The sequence below is a fragment of the Actinocorallia sp. B10E7 genome (genome assembly GCF_039871655.1).
GTDB lineage: Bacteria > Actinomycetota > Actinomycetes > Streptosporangiales > Streptosporangiaceae > Actinocorallia.
In genome coordinates, this window is sequence record NZ_JBDPLZ010000001.1 from 878,764 (window position 1) to 898,520 (window position 19,757).

The 19,757-nt window shown below is 70.6% G+C and carries 17 protein-coding genes; 10 read left to right on the top strand and 7 right to left on the bottom strand.

Annotated elements, in window-relative coordinates; translation table 11 throughout:
* Positions 1 to 169 precede the first annotated feature (169 nt).
* Genes ABGB12_RS04265 through ABGB12_RS04275 form a run of 3 tightly spaced genes read left to right on the top strand, consistent with a single transcriptional unit; the run spans position 170 to position 2,881 of the window.
* Positions 170 to 1,222, top strand: a complete 1,053-nt coding sequence (locus ABGB12_RS04265) for an ABC transporter substrate-binding protein (RefSeq protein ID WP_347674751.1) — start codon at positions 170 to 172, stop codon at positions 1,220 to 1,222.
* Positions 1,219 to 2,019, top strand: coding sequence for an ABC transporter ATP-binding protein (locus ABGB12_RS04270; protein WP_347674753.1), 801 nt, complete (start codon positions 1,219 to 1,221; stop codon positions 2,017 to 2,019). Before ABGB12_RS04265 ends, ABGB12_RS04270 begins: the two co-directional genes overlap by 4 nt.
* The gene (locus ABGB12_RS04275; RefSeq protein WP_347674755.1) at positions 2,009 to 2,881 is read left to right on the top strand and encodes an ABC transporter permease; all 873 of its coding nucleotides are present in this window, start codon (positions 2,009 to 2,011) and stop codon (positions 2,879 to 2,881) included. The genes ABGB12_RS04270 and ABGB12_RS04275 overlap by 11 nt, the downstream gene beginning before the upstream one ends.
* 45 nt (positions 2,882 to 2,926) lie before the next feature.
* Here the strand turns inward: ABGB12_RS04275 and ABGB12_RS04280 are convergent, their stop codons facing one another.
* The 4 genes from ABGB12_RS04280 to mfd form a co-directional block, all read right to left on the bottom strand.
* Positions 2,927 to 5,308, bottom strand: coding sequence for a penicillin-binding protein (locus ABGB12_RS04280; protein ID WP_347674756.1), 2,382 nt, complete (start codon positions 5,306 to 5,308; stop codon positions 2,927 to 2,929).
* Between the two features lie 73 nt (positions 5,309 to 5,381).
* Positions 5,382 to 6,296: a MazG family protein gene (locus ABGB12_RS04285; protein WP_347674758.1), complete on the bottom strand. Its 915-nt coding sequence runs from the start codon at positions 6,294 to 6,296 to the stop codon at positions 5,382 to 5,384.
* Positions 6,287 to 6,895 (bottom strand): SurA N-terminal domain-containing protein, encoded by a 609-nt coding sequence (locus tag ABGB12_RS04290; protein WP_347674759.1) that lies wholly within the window; start codon positions 6,893 to 6,895, stop codon positions 6,287 to 6,289. The genes ABGB12_RS04285 and ABGB12_RS04290 overlap by 10 nt, the downstream gene beginning before the upstream one ends.
* Before the next feature lie 14 nt (positions 6,896 to 6,909).
* Entirely contained in the window at positions 6,910 to 10,422 is a 3,513-nt protein-coding gene (gene mfd / locus ABGB12_RS04295; RefSeq protein ID WP_347674760.1) for a transcription-repair coupling factor, read from the bottom strand.
* 181 nt (positions 10,423 to 10,603) lie between these two features.
* Here mfd and ABGB12_RS04300 point away from each other — a divergent pair, with 181 nt between their 5' ends.
* The 3 genes from ABGB12_RS04300 to ABGB12_RS04310 all read left to right on the top strand — a co-directional run bounded on the left by ABGB12_RS04300 (position 10,604) and on the right by ABGB12_RS04310 (position 13,851).
* On the top strand, positions 10,604 to 11,308 hold the full coding sequence (locus ABGB12_RS04300; protein WP_347674761.1) for a class I SAM-dependent methyltransferase: 705 nt from the start codon (positions 10,604 to 10,606) through the stop codon (positions 11,306 to 11,308).
* A 66-nt stretch (positions 11,309 to 11,374) separates the two neighbouring features.
* Positions 11,375 to 12,847 carry an adenylyl-sulfate kinase gene (cysC, locus tag ABGB12_RS04305; protein WP_347674762.1) on the top strand — a complete coding sequence of 491 codons (1,473 nt, stop codon included), beginning with the start codon at positions 11,375 to 11,377 and terminating at the stop codon, positions 12,845 to 12,847.
* A gap of 65 nt (positions 12,848 to 12,912) precedes the next feature.
* Complete coding sequence (locus ABGB12_RS04310; protein ID WP_347674764.1) at positions 12,913 to 13,851, top strand: sulfite exporter TauE/SafE family protein; 939 nt, start codon at positions 12,913 to 12,915, stop codon at positions 13,849 to 13,851.
* Between the two features lie 88 nt (positions 13,852 to 13,939).
* Here the strand turns inward: ABGB12_RS04310 and ABGB12_RS04315 are convergent, their stop codons facing one another.
* The 3 genes from ABGB12_RS04315 to ABGB12_RS04325 are packed head-to-tail and all read right to left on the bottom strand — an operon-like array spanning position 13,940 to position 16,897.
* The gene (locus ABGB12_RS04315; protein WP_347675042.1) at positions 13,940 to 15,205 is read right to left on the bottom strand and encodes a GTP-binding protein; all 1,266 of its coding nucleotides are present in this window, start codon (positions 15,203 to 15,205) and stop codon (positions 13,940 to 13,942) included.
* A 14-nt stretch (positions 15,206 to 15,219) separates the two neighbouring features.
* Positions 15,220 to 16,134: a sulfate adenylyltransferase subunit CysD gene (cysD, locus tag ABGB12_RS04320; RefSeq protein ID WP_347674766.1), complete on the bottom strand. Its 915-nt coding sequence runs from the start codon at positions 16,132 to 16,134 to the stop codon at positions 15,220 to 15,222.
* A gap of 7 nt (positions 16,135 to 16,141) precedes the next feature.
* Entirely contained in the window at positions 16,142 to 16,897 is a 756-nt protein-coding gene (locus tag ABGB12_RS04325) for a 3'(2'),5'-bisphosphate nucleotidase CysQ (RefSeq protein WP_347674767.1), read from the bottom strand.
* A gap of 384 nt (positions 16,898 to 17,281) precedes the next feature.
* On the opposite strand from ABGB12_RS04325, the gene ABGB12_RS04330 reads away from it, so the two are divergent.
* From ABGB12_RS04330 to ABGB12_RS04345, 4 genes are read left to right on the top strand one after another with little or no spacing between them, the layout of a single operon-like run.
* Positions 17,282 to 17,512 (top strand): hypothetical protein, encoded by a 231-nt coding sequence (locus ABGB12_RS04330; protein WP_347674769.1) that lies wholly within the window; start codon positions 17,282 to 17,284, stop codon positions 17,510 to 17,512.
* A gap of 53 nt (positions 17,513 to 17,565) precedes the next feature.
* Positions 17,566 to 18,780 (top strand): hypothetical protein, encoded by a 1,215-nt coding sequence (locus ABGB12_RS04335; RefSeq protein WP_347674770.1) that lies wholly within the window; start codon positions 17,566 to 17,568, stop codon positions 18,778 to 18,780.
* Positions 18,777 to 19,226, top strand: coding sequence for a PssD/Cps14F family polysaccharide biosynthesis glycosyltransferase (gene pssD / locus ABGB12_RS04340; protein ID WP_347674772.1), 450 nt, complete (start codon positions 18,777 to 18,779; stop codon positions 19,224 to 19,226). The genes ABGB12_RS04335 and pssD overlap by 4 nt, the downstream gene beginning before the upstream one ends.
* A complete protein-coding gene (locus ABGB12_RS04345; RefSeq protein WP_347674773.1) occupies positions 19,223 to 19,756 on the top strand; it encodes a glycosyltransferase in 534 nt (177 codons plus the stop codon). Before pssD ends, ABGB12_RS04345 begins: the two co-directional genes overlap by 4 nt.
* The last annotated feature ends 1 nt before the right edge of the window (position 19,757 follow it).

The following is a 19,757-nucleotide window of genomic DNA, read 5'->3' on the forward strand; positions in this document are numbered from 1 at the left end:
GTCCAGAGCCTACCGAAGCGCTTCCCCGCCGGTTCGGAGGGCTCGCCGTCCGGCGACGTCACCCGACCGTACCCACTTTTCCTACCGATCAGGTTGACTTACTAGGTCACCTCTTGCTCTACTTTTCACATCGAATCAGTCGAAAATATCGACCGGGAGCGGGAGAACGATGAAGCTCAGCAGGAGAAAAGCCCTGGCGGCGATGGCAGCAGTGGTGATCGGACTGCCCGCGCTGGCCGCCTGCGGTGACGACTCCTCCGGCAGCGACGGCGGCAAGACCACCGTGAACCTCGGGTTCTTCCCGAACATCACCCACGCCACCGCGCTGGTCGGCCTGGAGAAGGGCCTCTTCGCCGAGAAGCTGGGCTCGGACGTCGAGCTCGAGCCCAAGTCCTTCAACGCCGGCCCCGCCGCCGTCGAGGCGCTCTTCGCCAAGGGCGTCGACGCCACCTTCATCGGACCCAACCCGGCGATCAACGCCTGGGCCAAGTCCAAGGGCCAGGCCATCAAGATCGTGAGCGGCGCCGCCTCCGGCGGTGTGTCCCTGGTCGTCGACCCCGACAAGGTCAAGGGCCTGGACGACCTCAAGGGCAAGAAGATCGCCACTCCGCAGCTGGGCAACACCCAGGACGTGGCGATCCGCTCCTACCTCAAGTCCAAGGGCCTGACCGCCGACAAGGACGGCTCCGGCGACGTCTCCGTCGTGCCCCAGGAGAACTCCCAGACCATCGACACCTTCAAGCAGGGCGAGATCGACGGCGCCTGGGTGCCCGAGCCCTTCGCCTCCCGGCTGATCCTCGAGTCCGGCGCCAAGAAGATCCTCAACGAGAAGGAACTCTGGCCCGACGGCAAGTTCGTCATCACCCACCTCATCGTCCGGCAGGAGTTCGCCAAGGAGCACCCCGACCTGGTGAAGAAGCTCGTCGAGGGCACCGTCGCCTCGAACGACTACATCAACGCCAACCTCGAGGACGCCAAGACCGCGGCCAACGCCCAGCTGGAGAAGCTGTCCGGCAAGCCCCTGTCCGAGGAGGTGCTCGACTCGGCCTTCAAGGAGATCGAGTTCCTCAGCGACCCGATCCCCTCCTCCCTGGTCACCGGGGCGAAGAACGCCGAGTCGATCGGCCTGCTCGAGCCGGTCGACCTGAACGGCATCTACGACCTGACCTACCTCAACGAGATCCTCAAGGCCGCGGGGAAGCCGGAGGTCGAGACTTCATGACGAAGGCCGCTCAGGCCCCCGCGAGCCGGACCGCCACCGCGGTCCGGCTTTCGGGCGTCTCCAAAGCATTCGGTTCCGGTGCGTCGGCGTTGCTCGCCCTGGACGACGTCTCGCTGGACGTCCGTCCCGGCGAGTTCGTCTGCCTGCTCGGCGCGTCCGGCTGCGGCAAGTCCACCCTGCTCAACCTCGTCGCCGACCTGGACAAGGCCGGCGCCGGCACGATCGACCTGGGCGACGCCCGGGTGGCCCTGATGTTCCAGGAACCCGCCCTGTTCCCGTGGCTGACCGTCTCGGGCAACCTCGAACTGGCCCTGCGGCAGCGGGGCGTCCCGCGCGGCGAGCGCAAGCGGCGCGCGTCGGAGCTGCTCGCCTCGGTGCACCTGGCCGGATTCGAGAAGAAGCGCCCGCACCAGCTGTCCGGCGGCATGCGCCAGCGGGTGGCGCTGGCCCGCGCCCTGGCCCTCACCGAATCCGCCAACGACGACCGTCCCACCGTCCTGCTCATGGACGAGCCGTTCGGCGCCCTGGACGCGATGACCCGCGACCTGCTCCACGACGAGCTGGAGCGCATCTGGCGGGAGCGGAACCTGACCGTGCTGTTCGTCACCCACAACGTCCGGGAGGCCGTGCGGCTCGGCGACCGGGTCGTGCTGCTGTCCAGCCGTCCCGGGCGGGTGATCCAGGAGTTCCCGGTGGAGTTCGCGCGGCCCCGCCGCATCGACTCCCCCGACGTGGCCACGCTGGCCGCGACCATCACCGACCGGCTCAAGGAGGAGGTGAGCCGCCATGGTTCTTGAGCGGCAGGAGAGCGGCAGGCTGCAGCGGCAGATCGCCGGCCTGGACGCGCTGGAGCTGACCGCGGGCGCCAGGAAGAGCCCGCTGACGCGGATCTGGTCGGCGCTGTGGCCGATCGCCACCGCGGTCCTGATCTCGCTGGCGGCCTGGGAGCTGGTCGTGCTCAGCGGCTGGCGCGAGCCCTGGGTGCTGCCGGGGCCGCGCGACGTGCTCCCGGTCTTCTTCGACGTCGTCACCACGGGCACCTTCTGGTCCGCGGTCGCCCTGACCATGAAGCGCGCGCTGATCGGCTTCGCGCTCGCGGTGCTGGTCGGCGGGGTCGCCGGAGCGCTGGTCTCCCAGTCCTGGGTGCTGCGCCGGGCCTTCGGCTCGCTCATCACCGGCCTGCAGACGATGCCGTCGATCGCCTGGTTCCCGCTGGCGATCCTGCTGTTCAAGCTGAGCGAGAGCGCGATCCTGTTCGTCGTGGTGCTGGGCGCGGCGCCCTCGATCGCCAACGGGCTCATCGCCGGGGTGGACTACACCCCGCCGATCCTGCTGCGCGTCGGCAAGACCATGGGACTGACGGGCCTGGCCCGCTACCGGCATCTCGTCATCCCCGCCTCGCTGCCGTCGTTCGTCGCCGGCCTCAAGCAGGGCTGGGCGTTCGCCTGGCGCAGCCTGATGGCCGGCGAACTGCTGGTCATCATCGGCAAGCAGTCGGTCGGCACGCTGCTGCACTTCTCACGCGAGGTCAGCGACACCGCCGAGATGATCTCGGTGATGATCGTCATCCTGATCATCGGCATCCTGGTCGACCAGCTGTTCGCAATGGTGGACCGGGCGATCCGCACCCGCTGGGGGCTGGAGCGGGTCGGCGACTGATCCACGGGGACCGTGCGGGGTGGTCCCGCACGGTCCCCGGGTCGCTCAGCGGGACAGGAAGGGCACCTGGAAGGGCGTCATCTGGAAGGGCAGCTCGGGCGTGAACGGACCTTCCTCGTGCGGCGGCGGCCCCTCGTGCGGTTCCGGCCCCTCGGAGAGGGTGAGGACGACGGTGGTGGAGTCGCCGGGGTCGATGCTCGCGCCGGGCGCCGGATCGGTCGAGGCGACGGTGCCCTCGGGGTACCGGTCGGAGTGCTCCTTCGACGAGGAGATCCGGTAGTCCATGTTCATCGCCCGGAGCTTGTCGATCGCCTCGTCCGGCTTGAGACCGCGCAGGTCCGGCATACGCACCTTGTCCTCGCCCGAGCCCTTGCGGAAGAAGTACGAGGGCGGCCTGCGGAAACCCGTGGCCTCGACCCCCCGCAGCGCCTCCACCATGGTGTCGCGCCAGATCGGCCCCGGGATGGTCGCGCCGTAGACCGGGCCGCCGCAGTGCGTCGGCAGGCACACGTTCGTCATCGGGTACTTGTAGCCGCCGCGCGGGTCGCCCACCCAGACGGCCGAGGAGAGTTCCGGGGTGTACCCGGCGAACCAGGCCGCGGAGTAGTTGTCCACCGTGCCGGTCTTGCCCGCCGCGGGACGGCCCAGGCTCAGGCCCCGCGCCGTGCCCTTGGTCAGGACCCCGCTCATCACGTGGTTCACCGCGTCGGCGACGCCCTTGTCGATGACCTGCTCGCAGTTCGCCGACGGCACCTTGAGCTTCTTGCCGTCGCTGCGGGTGATCTGCTTGATGGCGATCGGCTCGCAGTACTTTCCGCGCGCCCCGAACGCCGCGTAGGCGGCGGCGACCCGCAGCGGGGAGACGTCGTTGAAGCCCAGGGTGAAGGAGGCGTACTCCTGCAGCGGCTTGCCGTCGGCCCGGCGGATGCCCAGCTTCTTGGCCATCTTCACCGTGTCGCACAGGCCCACCTCCTTCTCCAGCTTGAGGAAGAAGGTGTTGACCGAGTGCCAGGTGCCGGTGAGCAGGCTGAAGCTGCGCCCGCCCTCGCCGTCGGAGGAGTTGCGCAGCGCGGTGGTGTCGCTGACGTCCTTGCCCTTGCAGTCGCGGAACCCGGTGGGCGAGTACGCGACGGGCGCGGTGATGCGCTCGCCGATCGGCATGTCCTCGTCGAACGCGGCCGCCAGCGTGAACGCCTTGAAGGTGGAGCCGGCCGCCATGCCCACGCTGGTGCCGTGGGAGGCGTCCGCCGCGAAGTTGATCCAGGTCTTGCCGGGCTCCCCGTCGGGGCCCAGCTCCCGGCCCACGTCCATGCCCTTGATCTCACCGGTGCCCGGTTCGACGAGGACCTGGGCCGCTGCCTTCTTCTCGCTGTTCTTGGCCGGGACGTGCCGCAGCAGCGCCTTGTGCGCGGCGTTCTGGGTCCGCCAGTCCAGCGTGGTGCGGATCTTCAGGCCGCCTATCCACAGCAGCCGCTCCCGCTCCTTCTTCGTCTTGCCGAAGATGGGGTTGTCGAGGATCTCCCGCTGCACGTAGTCGCAGAAGAACGGGGCCTTGCTCTCGGTGCAGCCGTTCTTGGTCTCGGTGAGCTTGAGGACGAGCGGTTTGTCCTTCTCCTTGCGCGCCTGCTCGGGGGTGATCCAGCCGAGTTCGGCCATCCGGTCCAGGACGACGTTCCGCCGGTTGCGGGCGCCCTCGCCGTTCAGCCGCACGTTGTAGAAGTTGCCGTTCTTGAGGATGCCGGCCAGCGTCGCCGCCTGGTTGAGGGTCAGCTTGGAGGCGGAGACCGAGAAGTACCGGCGGGCCGCGGCCTCGACCCCGTACGCGCCGTCGCCGAAGTAGGCGATGTTCAGGTACTTCTCCAGGATCTCGTCCTTGGGGTACCTGCGCTCGACGGCGACCGCGTACCGCAGCTCGCGGAGCTTGCGGCCCGTGGTGGTCTCCACCGCCTCCTGCTTTTCCTCTTCGCTCTCGGCGTTCATGTACAGCAGGTTCTTCACGTACTGCTGGGTGATGCCCGAACCGCCCTGCGCCGCTTCACCCCCGTTGTTCAGGTTCGACATGAGGGCGCGCATCGTGCCCCGGGTGTCGAGCGCGCCGTGCTCGTAGAACCGGGAGTCCTCGATGGCGAGCACCGCCTGCTTCACCACCGGGGCCATCTTGTCGAGCGGAACGTCCACCCGGTTCTGCCGGTAGAACGTGGCGATGAGCGTGCCGTCCTCGGCGAGGATCTGGGAGCGCTGCGGCGCCTTCAGCTCGTCCAGGTCCACCGGTTCGCTGAGCAGCCAGTCGGCGGAGTCCCGCGCGCCGACCCCGGCCGTCCAGGCGAGCGGCACCATCAGCAGTCCGGCCAGCAGCCCGGCCAGCATGCTGTACCCCGCGAGCCGTCTCGCCGCGTCGGCTCTGCCGATACCCCCGTCCGCTTCCATGCGGCACACCATAGACCGGACAGATGTCCGATAACCAGCAGGCCCCCGGGGGCGGGCGTCGCTCATATCCGGGTCATCCCCGGCTCTGGCGCTCCCATTCCTCCACTTTTGCCCGGAATCGGGTAGACCAAGCGCGCAGCTCGCGTTCCGCGTCCTCGGCCGGACCGGCCCGGTCGGCGTAGTCGGCGAACAGTTCCTCGGGGACGCCGCCCTTGCGGGCCCGGCGGACGAGCTGGGCCGCCTCCAGCAGCGCGGGCTGGGAGAAGGGCACCCCTTCCAGCAGGCCGCGTTCGCCCTTCTCCGCCTTCTTGATGGCGTCCCAGTTCACCTCGACCTCGGCGGCGCCGGAGACGTCCACCTCGCCGAACACGTGAGGATGGCGCCGGACGAGCTTGTCGACGATGCCCTCGGCGACGTCGTCGATGGTGAAGCCGTCCTCGCCGCGCTCGGCGGCGACCACCGCGTGGAAGGCGACCTGCATGAGCACATCGCCCAGCTCCTCCCGCAGGGCCGTGAAATCACCCGAGGCGACCGCGTCGGCCGTCTCGTAGGTCTCCTCCACCAGATACGGGATGAGCGACTGATGGGTCTGCTTGCGGTCCCACGGGCAGTCGTGGCGCAGCCGCTCCATCACCGCGACCACGTCCAGCAGCCGGGCGCCGGGCAGGTCATAGGAGCCGTGCACGATCTCGACCTCCAGCCCCTCACCGGGGCCGCCGACGACCAGCTCGCCGACCCGGGCGGCGAACTCGGCGTCTCCGTCCGGCGCGGCCAGCCACACCACGTCCTCCCGCAGGGCGGCGTCGACCACCGCACGGGCATCCGGCTCCACCACCTCGACCGCCACACCCGCCTCCCGCAGGAACGGCAGCTGCGGATGGCCCTCGGCGGCGGTCAGCACCCGGGAGTCCCGCAGAACGCTCCACGCCCGCCAGGCGAGCAGCCCGGGCGCGACCCTGTGGGTGGTCGCCAGCAGGATCAGACGCACGGCTCCTCGTTCTCCATGAGCGACAGGCAGGTTCTCACCGGCCGGAGCAGGCCGTCCGCGTAGCCTCCGCCATACCGCGGGTTGACCTTGATGTCCATCTTCTGCGCGGTCTGCGTCAAGGCCTGGTGCACCTGCTCGTTGGCGGCTGCTCCCGAGCTCGCGCCGGTCGCGAGCCTTTCCTCGACGACGATCATCCGCGCGAACTCGCGGCTGTGGCTCGGCGGGACCCCGAAGGAGATCGTGAAGAGGTCGAAGAGGTTCCTTCCACCCTCCCTGGCGACCTTGTCGATGAAACCGTCCACCTGCGCGGAGGTGACCACGATGCCGCGGTCCCTTGCCGCCTTCTCGCTGACCCGCATGGCGATGAGCCTGCTGAGCACGCTGCGCGGCGTCGACTCGGGGTCGGCCAGGGTGAGCTGCTGGGCGGGGAGCGGATTCGCCCGGTAGGAGTCCCGCCACTCGGTGACGGCGTCGCTCAGCTCCGCCTCGCTGATCCGCGGGACGTCGCCGAAGGTCGCGGCGGCGCCCATGCGCGTCTGGTCTCCGCAGGCCGTCGCGCCGAGGGTGAGCGCCGCGACGACGAGGATCTTTCGTATCACCCGTCACACCTTACTTATCTCTTCGCCTGGGAGACGACCCCCGGCTCCTGGAGGAAGAGCGCCTCCACGAGCTCCGTCGCCCAGCGCAACATCTCGCCGTCCCGCAGCGGGCGCCCGCCGATCGGCGCGGTCTTGGGCGTGGGCACCAGGATCTGGCCCGGCTTCATCAGGCTCTTGGGGTAGAGCCGCTGCATGCGGACCTGCCGCGACTCCGGCAGGATGCGGTCCTCGCCGCCCGCCTTGGCGAACCGCACGAAGTTGCCCTGCAGCACCACCTCGGTGAGCCCCGCCCGCCGGGCCTTGGCCCGGAACCGGGCGACCTCCAGCAGGTTGAGGACGGGCACGGGCGGCGCGCCGAACCTGTCCTTGAGCTCCTCGAGGACCTCGGGGATCTCCTCGTCGGAGGCGATGCCGGCGATGCGCCGGTAGGCCTCCAGGCGCAGCCGCTCCCCCGGCACGTACTCGTGCGGGATGTGCGCGTCCACCGGGAGCTCGACCTTGGTCTCGGGCATCGTCGCCTCAGGCTCGGACTTCAGTTCGCGCACCGCCTCGCCGACCATCCGGACGTACAGGTCGAACCCGACGCCCGCGACGTGGCCCGACTGCTCCGCGCCCAGGATGTTGCCCGCGCCCCGGATCTCCAGGTCCTTCATCGCCACGAACATGCCCGCGCCGACCTCGGTGTGCTGGGCGATCGTCGCCAGCCGCTCGTGCGCGGTCTCCGACAGCGGGTTCTCCGGCGGGTACAGGAAGTAGGCGTACGCGCGCTCCCGGCCCCGGCCGACCCGGCCGCGCAGCTGGTGCAGCTGGGAGAGGCCGTAGGTGTCGGCCCGGTCCACGATGAGGGTGTTGGCGTTCGGGATGTCCAGACCCGACTCCACGATCGTGGTGGCGACCAGGACGTCGTAGTTCTTCTCCCAGAAGTCGACCATCACCTTCTCCAGCTGCTGCTCGTTCATCTGGCCGTGCGCGGTGGCCACCCGGGCCTCCGGCACCAGCTCCTTGAGCGTCGCGGCCACCTTGTTGATGGACTTCACCCGGTTGTGGACGAAGAAGACCTGCCCCTCGCGCAGCAGCTCGCGGCGGATCGCGGCGGCGATCTGCTTCTCGTCGTAGGGGCCGACGAACGTCAGGACGGGATGCCGCTCCTCCGGCGGGGTCAGGATCGTCGACATCTCCCGGATGCCGGTCAGGCCCATCTCCAGGGTCCGCGGGATCGGCGTCGCCGACATCGCCAGCACGTCCACCTGGGTGCGCAGCCGCTTCAGCTCCTCCTTGTGCTCGACGCCGAAGCGCTGCTCCTCGTCGATGATGCACAGGCCCAGGTTCTTGAACCGGGTGGACGGGCTGAGCAGCCGGTGCGTGCCCACCACCAGGTCGACCTTGCCCTCGGCCAGCCCCTGGAGGGTCTCGGTGACCTCCTTGTCGGTCTGGAACCGGGAGATCGGCTTGACCACCACGGGGAAGGCGGCGAACCGCTCGGTGAACGTCGACAGGTGCTGCTGCACCAGCAGCGTGGTCGGCACCAGCACCGCGACCTGCTTGCCGTCCTGGACGGCCTTGAACGCCGCCCGCACCGCGATCTCGGTCTTGCCGTAGCCGACGTCGCCGCAGATCAGCCGGTCCATCGGGACCGGCTTCTCCATGTCCTGCTTGACCTCCTCGATCGCGGCGAGCTGGTCGGGGGTCTCGGTGTAGGGGAACGCGTCCTCCAGCTCCCGCTGCCAGACGGTGTCCGGGCCGAAGGAATGGCCGGGACTGGCCATCCGCGCCGAGTACAGCCGGATCAGCTCCCCGGCGATCTGCTTGACCGCCTTGCGGGCCCGGGACTTGGCCTTCTGCCAGTCCGCGCCGCCCAGCCGGTGCAGCGACGGCGCCTCGCCTCCGACGTACCGGGTGAGCTCCTCCAGCTGGTCGGTGGGGACGAACAGGCGGTCGCCCTTGGAGTACTCGAGGATGAGGTACTCGCGGGTCGCGCCCTGGACCGTCCGGGAGACCATCTCCACGTACCGGCCGACGCCGTGCTGCTCGTGCACCACGTAGTCGCCGGCCGACAGCTGCAGCGGATCGATGCCGCCGCGCCGCCGGGACGGCATCCGCCGCATGTCCTTGGTGGAGGACTTCTGCCCCGACAGGTCGGTCTCGGTGAGGACGGCCAGCTTCACCTCGCCGCCGCCCGACCACAGGAAGCCGTGCTCCAGCAGCCCGGTGGTGACCAGGACCGACCCTTCCGCCTCTTGGCGCGAGGCCGGGACGCCCGCGTCGCGCAGCACCTCCACGAACCGTTCGGCCGGACCGTGGCCCTCGCTGGTGAACACCACCTTCCAGCCCTCGTCGTGCCAGCGGCGCACGTCGGCGACGACCTTCTCCCGGTCGCCCCGGTAGGCGTCGGCCGGCTTGACGTCCAGCACGACGTTCTCGTGCTCGTCGTCCCCGGTCATCAGCGGGCTGGTCAGCCACCACGGCAGGTCCAGCTCACGGGCCCGGTCCCGGATCTCCTCCAGGGTCCGGTAGGCGGCCTCGCCGAGGTCGATCGGCGCGACGCCGCCCGCCGCCGCGTTCACCCAGGACGCCTCGAGGAACTCCTGGCTGGTGCTGACCAGGTCCGCCGCCCGGCTGCGGATGCGCTCGGGGTCGCAGATCAGCATCCGGCTGCCCTTGGGCAGCAGGTCGACGAGGAGCTCCATGTGCTCGGCCAGGACCGGGGAGAAGGTCTCCATGCCCTCCACGGCCTCGCCCTCGGCCAGCCGGTCCAGCACGTCGGCCAGCGCGGGGTGCTCGGCCGCCAGCAGCCGCGCCTTCTCCCGCACCGGCGGGGTGAGCAGCAGCTCCCGGCAGGGCGGCGCCCACAGCCCGTCCTGGGCGATCTCCAGTGAGCGCTGGTCCGCGGCCTTGAAGTAGCGGATCTCCTCGACCTGGTCGCCCCAGAACTCCACCCGCAGGGGGTGCTGCTCGCCGGCCGGGAACACGTCGAGGATGCCGCCGCGCACCGCGATCTCGCCGCGCTTCTCCACCAGGTCGACCCGGTCGTACCCGGTCTCCACCAGGCGCCGCACCACCTCGTCCAGCTCGGCCTCGTCGCCCTGGCGCAGCCGGACCGGCTCCAGGTCGCCCAGGCCCGCGACGATCGGCTGGAGCACCGCGCGTACCGGGGTGACGACCACCCGCAGCTGCCCGCCCGCCGGGTCGCCGGGTTCGGGGTGCTTGAGCCGGCGCAGCACCGCCAGGCGCTGCCCCACCGTGTCGCTGCGCGGCGAGAGCCGCTCGTGCGGCAGGGTCTCCCAGGCCGGGAAGTGCGCCACCGAGTGCGGGTCCAGCAGGCTGGTCAGCGCCGAGGTCAGATCTTCGGCCTCCCGGCCCGTGGCCGTGACGGCCAGGACGGCGGCGCCGTCGATCGCGGTGCGCGCCAGCACCGCGGCCAGCACCGGCCGCAGCGCGGGAGGGCCGACGAGCGTGTGCTCGCCGTCCAGGGAGCGGCGCAGCGCCGGATCGGTGAGCACGACATCGAGCAATGGCGAGAGAGACATCATCGACCTTGTGAAAGACGGAGGCCGCGCGCGTCCGCGCAGCCCGAGACCCCCGGAGCGCGGGTGTCCGGGAGCGGCTCCCAGCCTACGCGTTCCCGGCCCCCTGAGGTCGGGTCAAGAATCCCCTCAAGAAAGAGCAAATACCGGACGCACGCCCCTTCTTTCACTACGCTGCGGAGTCATGACCGAGCTTTCTGTAAGGGACCGCGCGGTCGTGGAGGACGACCTCTTCGCCGAGCGGGTCAGGCTGCACGCCCAGGACAAGGGGCTGCGCAGGGTCCACATCCTCGAGGCCGGGTGCGGCCGGGGGTCCGGCCTGTCGCTCCCCGCAGACCTCGACCGGCATGTGACGGGCATCGACCTCGACACCCCGGCGCTGCGGACGCGCACCGCGTCCCGCGGGGATCTGGACACCTTCCACCTGGGTGATCTGCGCAACGCCCCGCTGCCCCCGCGCGCCTACGACGTGGTGCACGCCGACTCTCTGATCGAGCGCATCACCCACGCCGAGCTGGTGCTGGACCGGATGATCGCCGCCCTCAAGCCCGGCGGGCTGCTGCTGGTGCGCTTCACCGACCGCGACAGCGCCTACGGCCTGATCCGCCGGACGCTCCCGCGCCGCCTGCTCGGCCTGCTCGGCGATGACGTCCGCGACTCCCACCCGAGCGTCTACGAGCCGATCACCTCCCTGGAGGGCATGCGCAACTGGTGCCTGCAGCGCGGCCTGGTGATCGCCGAGGCGCACACCGAGACCCGCGGCAGCGGCGGCGTCTGTGCCCTCGCCCGTACGGTCTCCACCTTCACCGGCGGGCGCCTCACCTCCGGCCACAGCGAGCTCGTGCTGGTCATCCGCAAGCCCGAGAGCCGTTTCGCCCGCATCATCTGACCGGCCGGAGCCGGATGTGACCATCGGGGCATCCCGCGACGGCGCGGCGGGCGGTACCTTGGCCCGGTGAGCGCTGGACTGCCCGAAGAACTCCACGACCTGAAGTCGTGGACCCCCGCCCCGACGGAACTCGCCGATCTGGAACTGCTGCTGGCGGGGGCCTTCCGCCCGCTGACCGGTTTCCTCGGCTCGCTGGACACCGCCGCCGTGGTCGCGGGCGGCAGACTCGCCGACGGCACGCCCTGGCCGTCGCCGGTCCTGCTGGCCGCGCCCGGCGAGCTCGCCGAGGAGCGGCGGCTGGTCCTGCAGGACCCCGAGGGAGTGCCGCTGGCCGTCCTCCAGGTCGAGGAGGCCTGGCGGGACCCGGGCCTGCCCGAGGACCGGGTGCGGCTCGCCGGCCCGCTGACCCCGCTGCGCAGGCCCGCCTACGGCGCCTTCCACCGGCTGCGGCGCACCCCGGCCGAGCTGGAGGTCGCCCCCGGCAAGGACGGGCGGCTGCTGGCCGTCGCCACCCGCGAGCCGCTGCACCGCAAGCAGCTCGGACAGCTGCGGCAGGCGGCCGAGAAGCTCGGCGCCCCGGTGCTGGTGCTGGCCCTGCTGTCGGGATCGCACGAACAGGAGCTCGTCCGTGCCCTGCTGGCGGTGCGCAAGGACCTTCCCGAAGGCTCCCTGATCGTCCCGGTGAACCTCGCGCCCCGGGCCGGGGGCCGTGAGCCCGAGCTGCGGGCCCATGTGGCCGCCGCCTACGGCGCCACCCATCTGTTCACCTCCATCCCGCTGGACGGCGACGTCCCGCTGGAGGTCGTCGTGCCCGAGCCGTGGGCCTACGACGTGGACGTGGAGGTCTGGCGTCCGGTCGCCCGGATCGAGGAGGACCACGCGCGGGCCGAGCTGTCTCCCGAGGAGCTCGGCGAGCTGCTCGACCAGGGGGCGCCGATCCCCGAGTGGTTCACCCCGCCCGCGGTCGCCGTCGAACTGCGCCGGGCGCGTCCGCCGCGGCACGAGCGGGGCGTCACCGTCTTCTTCACGGGCCTGTCGGGCTCGGGCAAGTCCACCGTGGCCCGCGGCCTGGCCGACGCCCTGGTGGAGAACGGCGGCCGCACGGTCTCGCTGCTGGACGGCGACGTGGTCCGCCAGATGCTCTCCTCGGGCCTGACGTTCTCCAAGGCCGACCGCGACCTGAACATCCGCCGGATCGGCTTCGTGGCCTCCGAGATCACCCGTCACGGCGGGCTGGCGATCTGCGCGCCGATCGCCCCCTACGCCGCGACCCGCGCCGAGGTGCGCCGGATGGTCGAGGCCGTCGGCGACTTCGTGCTCGTGCACGTGGCCACCCCGCTGGAGGAGTGCGAGCGCCGTGACCGCAAGGGCCTGTACGCCAAGGCGCGGGCCGGGCTGATCCCGGAGTTCACCGGCATCTCCGACCCGTACGAGACCCCCGAGGACGCCGATCTCGTCCTGGACACCACCGGCCTGTCGACCGAGGAGGCCGTGGACTCGGTCCTCAAGCTCCTGACCTCGGGCGGCTGGGTCAGGTAACGCGGGTTATGGCCGACCTGTAGAGTGTTACGGACTATTTCCTAGTATTTCCATGGGATATACCGATGCACTTTGACGTAGCGATGGCGATCGGGTCCTTTCTGGTGGCCATCGTCGTCGGACTGACCGGTATGGGCGGCGGCGCACTGATGACGCCGATGCTGGTGACCTTCTTCGGGGTGCCACCGCTGACCGCCGTCTCCAGCGACCTGGTCGCCTCGGCGGTGATGAAGCCCGTGGGCAGCTTCGTGCACCTGCGCCGGGGCACGGTGAACCTGAAGCTGGTCGCCTGGCTGTGCGCCGGGTCGGTGCCGGCCGCCTTCTGCGGGGTGCTCATCGCCCGTGCGATGGGCGATGGAGAGGCCACCCAGAACTTCATCGAGAAGGCCATGGGCGTGGCCCTGCTCATCGCCGCGACAGGGCTGATCGTCCGGATGTGGCAGGCCATCCGCGACAAGGCCGAACAGCGCGTCGAGGCGGAGCGGATCACCGCCGAGCCGGGCTCCCCCGCCTCGGAACCGACCCCGGAGCTGCGGATCCGCCCCCTCCCGACCATCCTCACCGGTGTCGTCGGCGGCGTGGTCGTCGGCATCACCTCGGTCGGTTCCGGCTCCCTCATCATCGTGGCGCTGCTGGCGCTCTACCCCATGCTCAAGGCCAACCAGCTGGTCGGAACCGACCTGCTCCAGGCCGTCCCGCTGGTCGCCTCCGCCGCGCTGGGCCACATCTTCTTCGGCGACTTCCAGCTGTCGGTGACCGCGGCCCTGCTGGTCGGCTCCATCCCCGGCGTCTACCTCGGCGCCCGCATCTCCTCCCGCGCCCCCGGGCAGCTCATCCGCCGCGCCTTGGCCGTCGTGCTGCTGGCCTCGGCGCTGAAGATGTTCGGCGTCCCGACCGCCGTCCTGGCCTGGAGCCTGCTGGCCCTCATCATCGTCGCGGTGCTCAGCTGGGTGCTGCTGCGCAACCGCACCAAGGACGCCGAGACCGTCGACACCGACGTCTGACGAACGTCCCGCGACGAACGCCCCTGCGAGAGAACACAACAGAACGGGCCTCCCCGAAGGGAGGCCCGTTCGTCGTTCCGATGCCGGATCAGCGCAGCGGGTTGGAGATCATGCCCGCCGCGACCGTGGCGTTGGTGGCCTCGTCGATGAGGATGAAGCCGCCGGTGAGCCGGTTGCGGCCGTAGTCGTCCACGAACAGCGGCTGGGTCACCCTCAGGGTCACCCGGCCGATCTCGTTGAGCTTGAGGCTCTCGGCCGTCTCGTCGCGGTGCAGGGTGTTGACGTCCAGCCGGTACTGGAGGTCCTTCACCAGCGCCCTGACGGTCCGCGTGGTGTGCTTGAGCGTCAGCTTCGTGCGGGGCGTCAGCGCCTTGGCGTCGTCCATCCAGCAGATCATCGCGTCGAGGTCCTGGGTGGCCTGCGGCTGGTTGTTCGGCCGGCAGAGCATGTCGCCCCGGGAGATGTCGATCTCGTCCGCCAGGCGGATGGTCACCGACATCGGGGAGTAGGCCTCCTCGACCGGCCCGTTCGGGCTGTCGATGTGGGTGATGGTGCTGGTCAGCCCTGACGGCAGGTGCACGACCTCGTCACCGGGCTTGAGCACGCCGCCCGCGACCTGGCCGGCGTACCCGCGGTAGTCGTGCAGGGCCGGGTCCGTCGACTTGTGCGGGCGGATGACGCACTGCACCGGGAACCTCACGTCGATGAGGTTGCGGTCGGACGCGATGTGCACGTTCTCCAGGTGGTGCAGCAGGCTGCTGCCGTCGTACCACGGCATGTTCATCGAACGCTCCACCACGTTGTCGCCGTGCAGCGCCGACAGCGGGATGAAGGACAGGTCGCCGATCGACAGCTTGGAGGCGAACGCGGTGAACTCGTCGACGATGCCGTTGAAGACGTCCTCGGAGTAGTCCACCAGGTCCATCTTGTTGACCGCGACGACCAGGTGCGGCACCCGCAGCAGCGTGGTGAGGAACGCGTGCCGGCGCGACTGCTCCTGGATGCCCTTGCGGGCGTCGACCAGGATGATCGCCAGGTCGGCGGTGGAGGCGCCGGTCACCATGTTCCGGGTGTACTGGATGTGCCCGGGGGTGTCGGCGATGATGAACTTGCGGCGCGGCGTCGCGAAGTAGCGGTACGCCACGTCGATGGTGATGCCCTGCTCGCGCTCGGCGCGCAGGCCGTCGGTGAGCAGCGCGAGGTTGGTGTACTCCTCGCCGCGGTCGACGGAGGTGCGCTCCACCGACTCGAGCTGGTCCTCGAAGATGGACTTCGAGTCGTACAGCAGCCGCCCGATGAGGGTCGACTTGCCGTCGTCGACGGAGCCGGCGGTGGCGAAACGCAGGATGTCCATACGCGGGGCGGCCATCAGAAGTAGCCCTCCTTCTTGCGGTCTTCCATGGCTGCCTCGGAGGCGCGGTCGTCGGCGCGGGTCTGGCCGCGCTCGGTGACCCGGGTGGCGGCGATCTCCTCGATCACCTCGTCCAGGCCCACCGCGCTGGACTTCACCGCGCCGGTGCAGGAGATGTCGCCGACGGTCCGGTAGCGGACCATGGCCTCGAAGACCGGCTCGTCCTCGCCCCGGTTGGCCGGGGGCAGGTCGGCCAGCAGCATGCCGTCCCGCTCGAACACCTGCCGGGTGTGGGCGAAGTAGATCGAGGGCAGCTCGATCTCCTCCCGGCGGATGTAGTCCCAGATGTCCAGCTCGGTCCAGTTGGAGAGCGGGAACACCCGGACGTGCTCACCGGGGTGGATCTTGGTGTTGTAGAGGTTCCACAGCTCGGGCCGCTGGTTCTTGGGGTCCCACTGGCCGAACTCGTCGCGGAAGGAGACCACGCGCTCCTTGGCGCGGGCCTTCTCCTCGTCGCGGCGCGCGCCGCCGAAGGCGGCGGTGAAGCCGTGCTCCTCGATGGCGTTCAGCAGCGGGACGGTCTGGAGCTTGTTGCGCGAGGCGCGGCGGCCCTTCTGCTCCACGACGTGGCCCTTGTCGATGGCGTCCTGGACGGAGGCGACCACCAGGCGCAGGCCGAGCTCGGCCACCTTGCGGTCCCGGTACTCGATGACCTCGTCGAAGTTGTGGCCGGTGTCGACGTGCATGACCGGGAACGGGATGGGAGCGGGGGCGAAGGCCTTCTCGGCCAGGCGCAGCATCACGATGCTGTCCTTGCCGCCGGAGAAGAGCAGCACCGGCCGTTCGAACTCGGCGGCCACCTCCCGGATGATGTGGATCGACTCGGCTTCGAGCACGTCCAGCTGGGACATCAAGTAGTCGGCGCGTTGCATGGGTTCCTCAGTTCAGCCCGGAAAGGATCAACTGTGCCAGGGAGGGGTGGCTGACCAGGATATCCGGGAGGTAGGGGTCTTCTTCGTTGTAGACCAACGGCGAGCCGTCGATCCGCGAGGCGTGCGCCCCGGCCGCCAGCGCCACCGCGGCCGGCGCGGCGGAGTCCCACTCGTACTGGCCGCCGGCGTGGACGTACACGTCCACGTCGCCGGTGAGCACCGCGGCGATCTTCGCCCCGGCCGATCCCATCGGGACGAGCTCCACCGTGTGGCCGGCCGCCTCCAGCTTGGCCGTCAGGTCGTGCACGATCTGCGGGGGCCTGGTGCGGCTCACCACGATCCGGATGGGCTCCGCGGCGCGCTCCGCGCTCTCCGGCGGGTTGCCGGTCGAGAGGGTGACGCCCTGGGCCGGCAGCGCCACCGCGCCGGCGGCCAGCCTGTCGTTCTCCCACAGCGCCACGTGGACCGCCCAGTCGCTGCGGCCCTCCTCGCTGAACTCGCGGGTGCCGTCGAGAGGGTCGACGATCCAGACTCGGTCGCTCTTCAGGCGGACCTTGTCGTCCTTGCCCTCCTCGCTGAGCACCGCGTCGTCCGGACGGTACCGGGCGAGCGCCTCCATCAGGTACTCGTGCGAGGCCTGGTCACCGGCGTCCTTGAGGGCGCGACCGTCGGCGAAACCCAGCTCGGAGCGCAGTCTCAGCAGCACTTCACCGGCCTCGGCGGCGAGCCGGGCGGCCAGGGAGTGATCGTCTTCCAGGGGCATTGACTGAATTCCCTATCGTTCTGGTTTAAGTAAGTATGGGGTATTACCGCGGGTGAAGCGGGTGATACCAGGGCACTGCCGGACGCGCCCCGGCCCTCCCCGAGGGAGTAGGCCACACGATCGGCCGGGAACGGGGGTTCCTCGCCCGGAGCCACAGCCCATTGTGGCCATTATCACACCGATATCCGTGCAACCCGACCGCCCGCCGGGGGGAGGCCGACCCTCCCCGGGGTGGGAAGGATCCACCAAGTCTGCCCTTTGGCGACATCCGGCGCGAACCCCCGGTGTCCCCTTGGTGAACCATGATAAAATTCTCGATTTTCTTCGCAAAGTAAGACCGAGGGGATGGTCTGGATCTCCTCGCCGGGCGACCATGGGCATGCCATGACCAGAGAAGAACAGATCCCCGAGCGGACCTTCGTCCCCGACGGACTCGACACCGCCCAGCGCAGAGGCAGGGCCTGCGCCTCCTGCGGCAAGAGATGGCCCCGGCCACGCAGGCCGGTGGGCAGGCTCCTCAACGGAACGCCGATCCGCGTCTGCGACGACTGCACCGTCCAGGCCGAGGCCGTCGAACCGAGCGAGGGCAGCGCCGCCCCTTCCCGTCTCCGCTGACTTCCCCGGCTTCCCTGCCGCCGGCCCGCATTGCTCGATAAACTTGCCCCACTTTGGACGCTCTCGGGGTAGCCAATACAGGTCTGCGGGCACTCGTCGGACAGCTCTGGACCACCGGCGGGTCCGCCGTCGTGCTGGTCCCGCCCTCGGACGGCCACCCGCCCGACGGATACCGGATCGCCGAACGCTACGCCGTCGTCCCCGACCTGCGCAGAGCCCGGTTCCTCGTGCCACTGGCCACCCGGCGCGCCGCCTCGGCCTCACTGCTGCGCTACAACGCGCTGCGGCCCATCCGCAAGCGCGCGGTCCGGGGAGTGCTGGGACTGGGACTCCGGGCCGGGCTGGGCGCCGCGTTCCCCCAGCTCACCGTCGCCGTCCCCCGGGACGCGCCGCCCTCGGCGCTGCTCAGCACCCATCTCGCCGAGGTGCTCGGCCGCGGGCCGCTGGTCTTCGGCGTGGGCGTCCGGCCGCTGGACCCCAACTCCAAGCCGACCCTGCAGCTGTTCTCCCCCGGCGGGACGTCCATCGGCTACGCCAAGATCGGCTGGAATCCCGCGACCCGCGACCTGGTGGCGAACGAGGCCGCGAGCATCACCGCGCTGCCCCCGCTGGAGGCCGCCCACGTCCCCGCCGTGCTGCACCACGGAAGCTGGGGCGAGCGGACCGTCACGGTGACCGAGCCGCTGCCCGCCCGGGTACGGGGCCACCGCGACCCCGACACGCCTCCGCCGCTGGACCTGCTGCGCGCGATCGCCGCCCCGTCGGCCCCCGTCCCGCTCGCCGCCTCCGCCTACTGGAAGCGGCTGCGGGACGAGACCGCGGGCGTGGAGCCGGCCGACGCCGACGACCGGCGGTTCGGTGAGGCGCTGCGCGCCGCGCTGGACCGGGTCGAGCGGACATCCGGCGGCGCCGGACGGGAGTTCGGCCGCTGGCACGGCGACTGGGTGCCGTGGAACGTCGGGACCCACCGCGGCAGGCTCCAGCTCTGGGACTGGGAGCACAGCGCCGACCAGGTCCCTTTCGGGCTGGACCTGCTGCACTGGCGGTTCCAGGTGGCCCTGGTGCTGCGCGGGGCGCCGCTGCCCACCGCGGTGGCCGCGGTCCGCGAGTCCGCCCGGCACGAGCTGGGCGACCCCGCCGCGGCCGACCTCTACCTCCTGGAGATGTCCGCCCGGACCTGGCGGCTCAGACGCGGAGGCGGCGGCTGGAACCCCGCCCTGCACCCGGCGCTCCTCGGCGTTCTCGCCGAGATCGGAGGCACCGTTTGAAAGTCCTGCTGGTCTCCTCCCCCGGCGGCCACCTCGCCCAGCTCTACCGGCTGCGCCCCTGGTGGGAGCGGCACGAACGGACCTGGGTGACGTTCGACAAGGCCGACGCGGTGTCGCTGCTGCGTGACGAGGACGTCCGCTGGGGCCACCACCCGACCACCCGCAACCTCCCCAACCTGCTGCGCAACCTCTGGCTGGCGGCGCGGCTGCTCTCCCGGTCCCGGCCGCATCTGATCGTCAGCAGCGGCGCGGGCGTGGCGCTGCCGTTCTTCGTGCTCGGGCGGCTGCTCGGCTGCCGCACGGTCTACATCGAGGTCTACGACCGGATCGACTCGGCGACCCTGACCGGACGCCTCTGCGCGCCGTTCACCGACCTGTTCCTGCTGCAGTGGGAGGAGCAGAAGAAGATGTACCCCCGCGGCGTGGTGCTGGGACCGCTGCTGTGACCCCCCGACCCCTGGTCTTCATCACGGTCGGCACCGACCACCACCCGTTCCACCGGCTGATGGACTGGATCGAGCCCTGGCTGGCCGGACGGCCGGAGCTCGACTGCGTCGTCCAGCACGGTTCGTCCCGGCCGCCCGCCGGGGCCCGGTGCCACGAACTGCTTCCCCACGAGCGGATGGAGGAACTGCTGCGCGGCGCGGACGCCGTCGTCTGCCACGGCGGCCCCGGCACGATCACCGCCGCGCGTGACGCGGGGCGGCTGCCGATCGTGGTGCCCCGGCGGGCCGCCCTCGGCGAGCATGTGGACGACCACCAGGTGCGGTTCACCCGGCTGATGGCCGAGCAGCGGCTCATAGTCCGGCCGGAGAGCGCCGAAGAGCTGGCGGCCCGGCTCGATCTCGCTCTGGCCGAACCCGCCCGGTTCGCCGTCCGGGAGGACGGCGCCGACCGCACCGCCGCGACGGCCGCGCGGTTCACCACCCTGGTCGAGGAGCTCATGGCCAGGCCCCGTCGCCGCCGGCCTCACTGAC